We start from the raw sequence: 8,571 nt of genomic DNA, 5'->3' as shown, positions 1-8,571 counted from the left end.
GGTGATGCTGCCAACTTACTGATTTAGTGTATGATGGTGTTTTTGAGGTGCTCCAGTGGCTTCTGTTTCTATCAGCTGTCCCTCCTGTTCAGCTACTGACGGGGTGGTGCGTAACGGCAAAAGCACCGCCGGACATCAGCGCTATCTCTGCTCTCACTGCCGTAAAACATGGCAACTGCAGTTCACTTACACCGCTTCTCAACCCGGTACGCACCAGAAAATCATTGATATGGCCATGAATGGCGTTGGATGCCGGGCAACCGCCCGCATTATGGGCGTTGGCCTCAACACGATTTTCCGCCATTTAAAAAACTCAGGCCGCAGTCGGTAACCTCGCGCATACAGCCGGGCAGTGACGTCATCGTCTGCGCGGAAATGGACGAACAGTGGGGATACGTCGGGGCTAAATCGCGCCAGCGCTGGCTGTTTTACGCGTATGACAGGCTCCGGAAGACGGTTGTTGCGCACGTATTCGGTGAACGCACTATGGCGACGCTGGGGCGTCTTATGAGCCTGCTGTCACCCTTTGACGTGGTGATATGGATGACGGATGGCTGGCCGCTGTATGAATCCCGCCTGAAGGGAAAGCTGCACGTAATCAGCAAGCGATATACGCAGCGAATTGAGCGGCATAACCTGAATCTGAGGCAGCACCTGGCACGGCTGGGACGGAAGTCGCTGTCGTTCTCAAAATCGGTGGAGCTGCATGACAAAGTCATCGGGCATTATCTGAACATAAAACACTATCAATAAGTTGGAGTCATTACCCCCCGGACGAGTGGGAATCCATGGTAGGGATTTTTACCGAAATGGAAGAACACTATTAGGGGGCACCTCAGAAAACGGAAAATAAAGCACGCTAAGGCATAGCTGACCTTGCCAGGCCTGCTTCGCCCTGTAGTGACGCGATCAACGGGCAGGAAACATTCCCCTTTCGTGCATGGCAGGCGCACACGAGTTCAGACAGCACGGTTTCCATGCGCGCCAAGTCGGCCATCTTCTCGCGCACGTCCTTGAGCTTGTGTTCGGCCAGGCTGCTGGCCTCCTCGCAGTGGGTGCCATCGTCGAGCCGCAACAGCTCGGCAATCTCGTCCAGACTGAACCCCAGCCGCTGTGCCGATTTCACGAATTTCACCCGAACCACGTCCGCCTCCCCATAGCGGCGGATGCTGCCGTAAGGCTTGTCCGGTTCCCGCAACAGGCCCGGTCAAATGCTCCTTAAGGAACTCGATGCGTACGCCGCGCTGGGTGAGGCCCTGCACCAGGCGGCGCAGGTCGTCGAGGTTGCGCGCCAGACGATCCATGCTGTGCACCACGACCGTGTCGCCTTCGCGCACGAAGGCGAGCAGCCGTTCCAGTTCGGGCCGCCGTGTGTCCTTGCCCGACGCCTTGTCGGTGAACACTTTATCCACCTGGATCTGTTCGAGCTGCCGTTCTGGGTTCTGGTCGAAGCTGCTGACGCGGACGTAACCGATGCGCTGACCGTGCAAGGTATCCTCCTGAGGGAAATGTGTCAGGAAGAAATCTATGACCCTTGACGGCGTATGTCAATCAATTCGGAAGGCAACTCTATTCTGACGATTTAGCGCCGGATGGTCTGACGCCAAGTTAGGGTATGCCTCAACCTGACGGCGGCGAATCACAAGCGTCCGGTTTGACGCTGGTTTCGGTCGCAGTGCTGGCCCGCGCCTGGAAGCGCTGATAGCACTCCAGCCCGCAGAAATGCTCCACGTACTCGGCCCCTTCCGGCGTGAAGGCGGCATCGAGCGGGATTTCCTTGCAGCACACGCAGCAACTGGTGCTCGGTTCATTGGCGTTCATGGTGGTGTTCCTCCATTGGTTGACGAAGCCGACGAAGGCCGCCGCCGGCATCGGCCTGGCGAACAGGAAACCCTGCACCGTGTCGCAACCCGCCTGCCGCAACCACGCAAGGCAGTCGGGTGTTTCCACACCCTCGGCTACCACCTCCATTGTCGTTTTCAGAAGACGGCTGCACTGAACGTCAGAAGCCGACTGCACTATAGCAGCGGAGGGGTTGGATCCATCAGGCAACGACGGGCTGCTGCCGGCCATCAGCGGACGCAGGGAGGACTTTCCGCAACCGGCCGTTCGATGCGGCACCGATGGCCTTCGCGCAGGGGTAGTGAATCCGCCAGGATTGACTTGCGCTGCCCTACCTCTCACTAGTGAGGGGCGGCAGCGCATCAAGCGGTGAGCGCACTCCGGCACCGCCAACTTTCAGCACATGCGTGTAAATCATCGTCGTAGAGACGTCGGAATGGCCGAGCAGATCCTGCACGGTTCGAATGTCGTAACCGCTGCGGAGCAAGGCCGTCGCGAACGAGTGGCGGAGGGTGTGCGGTGTGGCGGGCTTCGTGATGCCTGCTTGTTCTACGGCACGTTTGAAGGCGCGCTGAAAGGTCTGGTCATACATGTGATGGCGACGCACGACACCGCTCCGTGGATCGGTCGAATGCGTGTGCTGCGCAAAAACCCAGAACCACGGCCAGGAATGCCCGGCGCGCGGATACTTCCGCTCAAGGGCGTCGGGAAGCGCAACGCCGCTGCGGCCCTCGGCCTGGTCCTTCAGCCACCATGCCCGTGCACGCGACAGCTGCTCGCGCAGGCTGGGTGCCAAGCTCTCGGGTAACATCAAGGCCCGATCCTTGGAGCCCTTGCCCTCCCGCACGATGATCGTGCCGTGATCGAAATCCAGATCCTTGACCCGCAGTTGCAAACCCTCACTGATCCGCATGCCCGTTCCATACAGAAGCTGGGCGAACAAACGATGCTCGCCTTCCAGAAAACCGAGGATGCGAACCACTTCATCCGGGGTCAGCACCACCGGCAAGCGCCGCGACGGCCGAGGTCTTCCGATCTCCTGAAGCCAGGGCAGATCCGTGCACAGCACCTTGCCGTAGAAGAACAGCAAGGCCGCCAATGCCTGACGATGCGTGGAGACCGAAACCTTGCGCTCGTTCGCCAGCCAGGACAGAAATGCCTCGACTTCGCTGCTGCCCAAGGTTGCCGGGTGACGCACACCGTGGAAACGGATGAAGGCACGAACCCAGTGGACATAAGCCTGTTCGGTTCGTAAGCTGTAATGCAAGTAGCGTATGCGCTCACGCAACTGGTCCAGAACCTTGACCGAACGCAGCGGTGGTAACGGCGCAGTGGCGGTTTTCATGGCTTGTTATGACTGTTTTTTTGGGGTACAGTCTATGCCTCGGGCATCCAAGCAGCAAGCGCGTTACGCCGTGGGTCGATGTTTGATGTTATGGAGCAGCAACGATGTTACGCAGCAGGGCAGTCGCCCTAAAACAAAGTTAAACATCATGAGGGAAGCGGTGATCGCCGAAGTATCGACTCAACTATCAGAGGTAGTTGGCGTCATCGAGCGCCATCTCGAACCGACGTTGCTGGCCGTACATTTGTACGGCTCCGCAGTGGATGGCGGCCTGAAGCCACACAGTGATATTGATTTGCTGGTTACGGTGACCGTAAGGCTTGATGAAACAACGCGGCGAGCTTTGATCAACGACCTTTTGGAAACTTCGGCTTCCCCTGGAGAGAGCGAGATTCTCCGCGCTGTAGAAGTCACCATTGTTGTGCACGACGACATCATTCCGTGGCGTTATCCAGCTAAGCGCGAACTGCAATTTGGAGAATGGCAGCGCAATGACATTCTTGCAGGTATCTTCGAGCCAGCCACGATCGACATTGATCTGGCTATCTTGCTGACAAAAGCAAGAGAACATAGCGTTGCCTTGGTAGGTCCAGCGGCGGAGGAACTCTTTGATCCGGTTCCTGAACAGGATCTATTTGAGGCGCTAAATGAAACCTTAACGCTATGGAACTCGCCGCCCGACTGGGCTGGCGATGAGCGAAATGTAGTGCTTACGTTGTCCCGCATTTGGTACAGCGCAGTAACCGGCAAAATCGCGCCGAAGGATGTCGCTGCCGACTGGGCAATGGAGCGCCTGCCGGCCCAGTATCAGCCCGTCATACTTGAAGCTAGACAGGCTTATCTTGGACAAGAAGAAGATCGCTTGGCCTCGCGCGCAGATCAGTTGGAAGAATTTGTCCACTACGTGAAAGGCGAGATCACCAAGGTAGTCGGCAAATAATGTCTAACAATTCGTTCAAGCCGACGCCGCTTCGCGGCGCGGCTTAACTCAAGCGTTAGATGCACTAAGCACATAATTGCTCACAGCCAAACTATCAGGTCAAGTCTGCTTTTATTATTTTTAAGCGTGCATAATAAGCCCTACACAAATTGGGAGATATATCATGAAAGGCTGGCTTTTTCTTGTTATCGCAATAGTTGGCGAAGTAATCGCAACATCCGCATTAAAATCTAGCGAGGGCTTTACTAAGCTTGCCCCTTCCGCCGTTGTCATAATCGGTTATGGCATCGCATTTTATTTTCTTTCTCTGGTTCTGAAATCCATCCCTGTCGGTGTTGCTTATGCAGTCTGGTCGGGACTCGGCGTCGTCATAATTACAGCCATTGCCTGGTTGCTTCATGGGCAAAAGCTTGATGCGTGGGGCTTTGTAGGTATGGGGCTCATAATTGCTGCCTTTTTGCTCGCCCGATCCCCATCGTGGAAGTCGCTGCGGAGGCCGACGCCATGGTGACGGTGTTCGGCATTCTGAATCTCACCGAGGACTCCTTCTTCGATGAGAGCCGGCGGCTAGACCCCGCCGGCGCTGTCACCGCGGCGATCGAAATGCTGCGAGTCGGATCAGACGTCGTGGATGTCGGACCGGCCGCCAGCCATCCGGACGCGAGGCCTGTATCGCCGGCCGATGAGATCAGACGTATTGCGCCGCTCTTAGACGCCCTGTCCGATCAGATGCACCGTGTTTCAATCGACAGCTTCCAACCGGAAACCCAGCGCTATGCGCTCAAGCGCGGCGTGGGCTACCTGAACGATATCCAAGGATTTCCTGACCCTGCGCTCTATCCCGATATTGCTGAGGCGGACTGCAGGCTGGTGGTTATGCACTCAGCGCAGCGGGATGGCATCGCCACCCGCACCGGTCACCTTCGACCCGAAGACGCGCTCGACGAGATTGTGCGGTTCTTCGAGGCGCGGGTTTCCGCCTTGCGACGGAGCGGGGTCGCTGCCGACCGGCTCATCCTCGATCCGGGGATGGGATTTTTCTTGAGCCCCGCACCGGAAACATCGCTGCACGTGCTGTCGAACCTTCAAAAGCTGAAGTCGGCGTTGGGGCTTCCGCTATTGGTCTCGGTGTCGCGGAAATCCTTCTTGGGCGCCACCGTTGGCCTTCCTGTAAAGGATCTGGGTCCAGCGAGCCTTGCGGCGGAACTTCACGCGATCGGCAATGGCGCTGACTACGTCCGCACCCACGCGCCTGGAGATCTGCGAAGCGCAATCACCTTCTCGGAAACCCTCGCGAAATTTCGCAGTCGCGACGCCAGAGACCGAGGGTTAGATCATGCCTAGCATTCACCTTCCGGCCGCCCGCTAGCGGACCCTGGTCAGGTTCCGCGAAGGTGGGCGCAGACATGCTGGGCTCGTCAGGATCAAACTGCACTATGAGGCGGCGGTTCATACCGCGCCAGGGGAGCGAATGGACAGCGAGGAGCCTCCGAACGTTCGGGTCGCCTGCTCGGGTGATATCGACGAGGTTGTGCGGCTGATGCACGACGCTGCGGCGTGGATGTCCGCCAAGGGAACGCCCGCCTGGGACGTCGCGCGGATCGACCGGACATTCGCGGAGACCTTCGTCCTGAGATCCGAGCTCCTAGTCGCGAGTTGCAGCGACGGCATCGTCGGCTGTTGCACCTTGTCGGCCGAGGATCCCGAGTTCTGGCCCGACGCCCTCAAGGGGGAGGCCGCATATCTGCACAAGCTCGCGGTGCGACGGACACATGCGGGCCGGGGTGTCAGCTCCGCGCTGATCGAGGCTTGCCGCCATGCCGCGCGAACGCAGGGGTGCGCCAAGCTGCGGCTCGACTGCCACCCGAACCTGCGTGGCCTATACGAGCGGCTCGGATTCACCCACGTCGACACTTTCAATCCCGGCTGGGATCCAACCTTCATCGCAGAACGCCTAGAACTCGAAATCTAACGTCCGTTCGGGCATCGAGGTCCATGTCGGGGTGGGACGGGCCCGTGGCTTCAAGATCACTTGCAGTCCGACCGCGATGTCTTGGTTGCGCGAGAGGTTGTCGATATCTGTTGATTTGCACCCAAATTTGACCCGGGATTTGCATTGAATTTTGACCCACCCCTTGTTGTCAGAATTATGTCTCGATTTTCAGTTTGCGGGTCTGTTTTTCCTCCTGCTTATTCTGAGTTGAACTGTGTTTGAAGCGGTAACTTTCATTGCCGGTTTCCAGGATGTGGCAGTGGTGGGTTAGTCGGTCCAACAACGCTGTTGTCATCTTTTCATCGCCAAACACTCGGCTCCATTCCGAGAAGCTCAAGTTGGTGGTCAGTATCACGCTGGTTTTTTCGTACAGCTTTGAGAGCAGGTGAAACAGCAGTGCCCCACCGGTTTGGCTAAAAGGCAAATATCCCAGCTCATCCAGAATCACCAAATCGGCATACAACAGACGGTTTGCGATTTGTCCCTGACGCCCAGATGATTTCTCTTGCTCCAGTGCATTGACCAAATCCACGGTGGAGAAGAAACGCACCCGTCGGTTCAAGTGCATCACTGCTTGTGTACCAATGGCTGTGGCCAGGTGAGTCTTGCCTGTGCCTGGCCCACCAATCAGCACCACGTTCTGGGCTTGTTCCATGAAGTCGCACCGGTGCAATTGTTTGACCGTGGCCTCATTAACCAGGCTTTGACTGAAGTCAAAGCCCACCAAGTCCCGATACACGGGGAACTTGGCCACCCGCAATTGATAGTTCACCGAACGTACTTCACGCTCTGCCACTTCAGCTTTAATCAAGCTGTCCAGCATGGGCAAGGCTTGATTAAATGCTGGTGAATTCTGATTGCCCAACTCCTCAATGGCGTGTGCCATGCCAAAGAGTTTCAAGGATTTGAGGATTCTCACATGGCCTTCATGCTGCATCATGGGCTCTCCTTAAACTGTCATAGCGGTTCACGTTGGCCTGTGGTTCCAATGTCAGCCTTAACCCCTTGGGAATTGGAATCGGTTTGGGTGGAGGTTCTTCGGTCAAACGTCCCAACAGATTAAGCACATGCTCCTTCGATGGCTTGCCACACTCCAATGCCAATTCCACAGCACTGAGTACCGCACCTTCATCGTGGTGCAATACAAGGGCCAGAATTTCCACCATGTCACGGTCACCGCCGGGGCGTTGCAGCAAGATGGATTGAAGCTTCTTGAACGCGGGTGGCAATTCAGCAAATGGCGCACCATTGCGCAACGCCCCAGGTTTCTTCTGAAGCACAGACAAGTAATGGTGCCAGTCGTATTGTGTGTGGCCACGCCGAGCGTGGCCACTGCCAAACAATCTTGGATGCTCGGCAATGTGTTGGCCTTCGGCAGCCATCACCAGCTTGTCTGCATAAATCCGAAGGCTGATGGCCCTGTTGGCGTAACTGGCAGGAACGCTGTAGCGATTGCCCTCGTGGTGAACAAGGCAGGTTGAAGTGACTCGCTTGGTTTGCTCCACGAATGCATCAAAGGCATTGGGTAGCGCCATCAACTCGCCTTGTTCATCGGCAAAGGCCTCTTGCACGGTTTGGTCCAATTCGGGGTGGCGCAGCTCAGACCACAGCGCTTTGCAGCGATGCTCAAGGGCACTGTTGCAAAGTTAGCGATGAGGCAGCCTTTTGTCTTATTCAAAGGCCTTACATTTCAAAAACTCTGCTTACCAGGCGCATTTCGCCCAGGGGATCACCATAATAAAATGCTGAGGCCTGGCCTTTGCGTAGTGCACGCATCACCTCAATACCTTTGATGGTGGCGTAAGCCGTCTTCATGGATTTAAATCCCAGCGTGGCGCCGATTATCCGTTTCAGTTTGCCATGATCGCATTCAATCACGTTGTTCCGGTACTTAATCTGTCGGTGTTCAACGTCAGACGGGCACCGGCCTTCGCGTTTGAGCAGAGCAAGCGCGCGACCATAGGCGGGCGCTTTATCCGTGTTGATGAATCGCGGGATCTGCCACTTCTTCACGTTGTTGAGGATTTTACCCAGAAACCGGTATGCAGCTTTGCTGTTACGACGGGAGGAGAGATAAAAATCGACAGTGCGGCCCCGGCTGTCGACGGCCCGGTACAGATACGCCCAGCGGCCATTGACCTTCACGTAGGTTTCATCCATGTGCCACGGGCAAAGATCGGAAGGGTTACGCCAGTACCAGCGCAGCCGTTTTTCCATTTCAGGCGCATAACGCTGAACCCAGCGGTAAATCGTGGAGTGATCGACATTCACTCCGCGTTCAGCCAGCATCTCCTGCAGCTCACGGTAACTGATGCCGTATTTGCAGTACCAGCGTACGGCCCACAGAATGATGTCACGCTGAAAATGCCGGCCTTTGAATGGGTTCATGTGCAGCTCCATCAGCAAAAGGGGATGATAAGTTTATCACCACCGACTATTTGCAACAGTGCC

At 56.6% G+C, this 8,571-nt stretch carries 9 protein-coding genes and 3 pseudogenes; 5 read left to right on the top strand and 7 right to left on the bottom strand.

The window, feature by feature from the left end; translation table 11 throughout:
- Nucleotides 1–55: 55 nt before the first annotated feature.
- A protein-coding gene (locus OGV69_RS04310; RefSeq protein WP_095033700.1) for an IS1-like element IS1B family transposase occupies nucleotides 56–753 on the top strand; the annotation gives its coding sequence in 2 pieces (ribosomal slippage) (nucleotides 56–305 and nucleotides 305–753; 699 coding nt in all).
- Between the two features lie 106 nt (nucleotides 754–859).
- On the opposite strand, the pseudogene OGV69_RS04305 reads toward OGV69_RS04310, so the two are convergent.
- The 4 genes and pseudogenes from OGV69_RS04305 to intI1 form a co-directional block, all read right to left on the bottom strand.
- Nucleotides 860–1,204, bottom strand: a pseudogene (locus OGV69_RS04305) (MerR family DNA-binding protein); the annotation flags it as partial.
- 1 nt (nucleotide 1,205) lies between these two features.
- A pseudogene (locus OGV69_RS04300) lies at nucleotides 1,206–1,490 on the bottom strand (recombinase family protein); the annotation flags it as partial.
- A gap of 130 nt (nucleotides 1,491–1,620) precedes the next feature.
- Complete coding sequence (locus OGV69_RS25195; RefSeq protein ID WP_000454193.1) at nucleotides 1,621–1,971, bottom strand: DUF3330 domain-containing protein; 351 nt, start codon at nucleotides 1,969–1,971, stop codon at nucleotides 1,621–1,623.
- A 202-nt stretch (nucleotides 1,972–2,173) separates the two neighbouring features.
- Nucleotides 2,174–3,187 carry a class 1 integron integrase IntI1 gene (intI1, locus tag OGV69_RS04285; RefSeq protein ID WP_000845048.1) on the bottom strand — a complete coding sequence of 338 codons (1,014 nt, stop codon included), beginning with the start codon at nucleotides 3,185–3,187 and terminating at the stop codon, nucleotides 2,174–2,176.
- 148 nt (nucleotides 3,188–3,335) lie between these two features.
- On the opposite strand from intI1, the gene aadA1 reads away from it, so the two are divergent.
- From aadA1 to OGV69_RS04265, 4 genes are all read left to right on the top strand, one after another.
- Nucleotides 3,336–4,127: an ANT(3'')-Ia family aminoglycoside nucleotidyltransferase AadA1 gene (aadA1, locus tag OGV69_RS04280; protein WP_001206316.1), complete on the top strand. Its 792-nt coding sequence runs from the start codon at nucleotides 3,336–3,338 to the stop codon at nucleotides 4,125–4,127.
- Between the two features lie 163 nt (nucleotides 4,128–4,290).
- Nucleotides 4,291–4,638 (top strand): quaternary ammonium compound efflux SMR transporter QacE delta 1, encoded by a 348-nt coding sequence (locus tag OGV69_RS04275; protein WP_000679427.1) that lies wholly within the window; start codon nucleotides 4,291–4,293, stop codon nucleotides 4,636–4,638.
- The gene (sul1, locus tag OGV69_RS04270) at nucleotides 4,632–5,471 is read left to right on the top strand and encodes a sulfonamide-resistant dihydropteroate synthase Sul1 (protein ID WP_000259031.1); all 840 of its coding nucleotides are present in this window, start codon (nucleotides 4,632–4,634) and stop codon (nucleotides 5,469–5,471) included. The genes OGV69_RS04275 and sul1 overlap by 7 nt, the downstream gene beginning before the upstream one ends.
- Nucleotides 5,472–5,598: 127 nt before the next feature.
- Nucleotides 5,599–6,099 carry a GNAT family N-acetyltransferase gene (locus tag OGV69_RS04265; protein ID WP_000376623.1) on the top strand — a complete coding sequence of 167 codons (501 nt, stop codon included), beginning with the start codon at nucleotides 5,599–5,601 and terminating at the stop codon, nucleotides 6,097–6,099.
- A 175-nt stretch (nucleotides 6,100–6,274) separates the two neighbouring features.
- On the opposite strand, the gene istB is transcribed toward OGV69_RS04265, so the two are convergent.
- The 3 genes and pseudogenes from istB to OGV69_RS04250 form a co-directional block, all read right to left on the bottom strand.
- A complete protein-coding gene (gene istB / locus OGV69_RS04260; protein WP_000983249.1) occupies nucleotides 6,275–7,060 on the bottom strand; it encodes an IS21-like element IS1326 family helper ATPase IstB in 786 nt (261 codons plus the stop codon).
- Nucleotides 7,047–7,760, bottom strand: a pseudogene (istA, locus tag OGV69_RS04255) (IS21-like element IS1326 family transposase); the annotation flags it as partial. The pseudogene istA and the gene istB, both read right to left, overlap by 14 nt.
- Before the next feature lie 43 nt (nucleotides 7,761–7,803).
- The gene (locus OGV69_RS04250; protein ID WP_001067855.1) at nucleotides 7,804–8,508 is read right to left on the bottom strand and encodes an IS6-like element IS26 family transposase; all 705 of its coding nucleotides are present in this window, start codon (nucleotides 8,506–8,508) and stop codon (nucleotides 7,804–7,806) included.
- Nucleotides 8,509–8,571: the final 63 nt, after the last annotated feature.

Origin of the sequence: Citrobacter sp. Cc139 (genome assembly GCF_030334645.1) — a bacterium.
Classification (GTDB): Bacteria; Pseudomonadota; Gammaproteobacteria; order Enterobacterales; family Enterobacteriaceae; genus Citrobacter; species Citrobacter werkmanii.
This window is presented reverse-complemented; position numbering and strand designations above follow the sequence as displayed.

Bases quoted from the DNA above. Each gene is read 5' to 3' on its own strand.
- OGV69_RS04275 (WP_000679427.1), top strand. From the start codon at position 4,291: ATGAAAGGCTGGCTTTTTCTTGTTATCGCAATAGTTGGCGAAGTAATC.
- intI1 (WP_000845048.1), bottom strand. From the start codon at position 3,187: ATGAAAACCGCCACTGCGCCGTTACCACCGCTGCGTTCGGTCAAGGTT.
- istB (WP_000983249.1), bottom strand. From the start codon at position 7,060: ATGATGCAGCATGAAGGCCATGTGAGAATCCTCAAATCCTTGAAACTC.
- OGV69_RS04250 (WP_001067855.1), bottom strand. From the start codon at position 8,508: ATGAACCCATTCAAAGGCCGGCATTTTCAGCGTGACATCATTCTGTGG.
- OGV69_RS25195 (WP_000454193.1), bottom strand. From the start codon at position 1,971: ATGGAGGTGGTAGCCGAGGGTGTGGAAACACCCGACTGCCTTGCGTGG.
- OGV69_RS04265 (WP_000376623.1), top strand. From the start codon at position 5,599: ATGGACAGCGAGGAGCCTCCGAACGTTCGGGTCGCCTGCTCGGGTGAT.
- aadA1 (WP_001206316.1), top strand. From the start codon at position 3,336: ATGAGGGAAGCGGTGATCGCCGAAGTATCGACTCAACTATCAGAGGTA.
- sul1 (WP_000259031.1), top strand. From the start codon at position 4,632: ATGGTGACGGTGTTCGGCATTCTGAATCTCACCGAGGACTCCTTCTTC.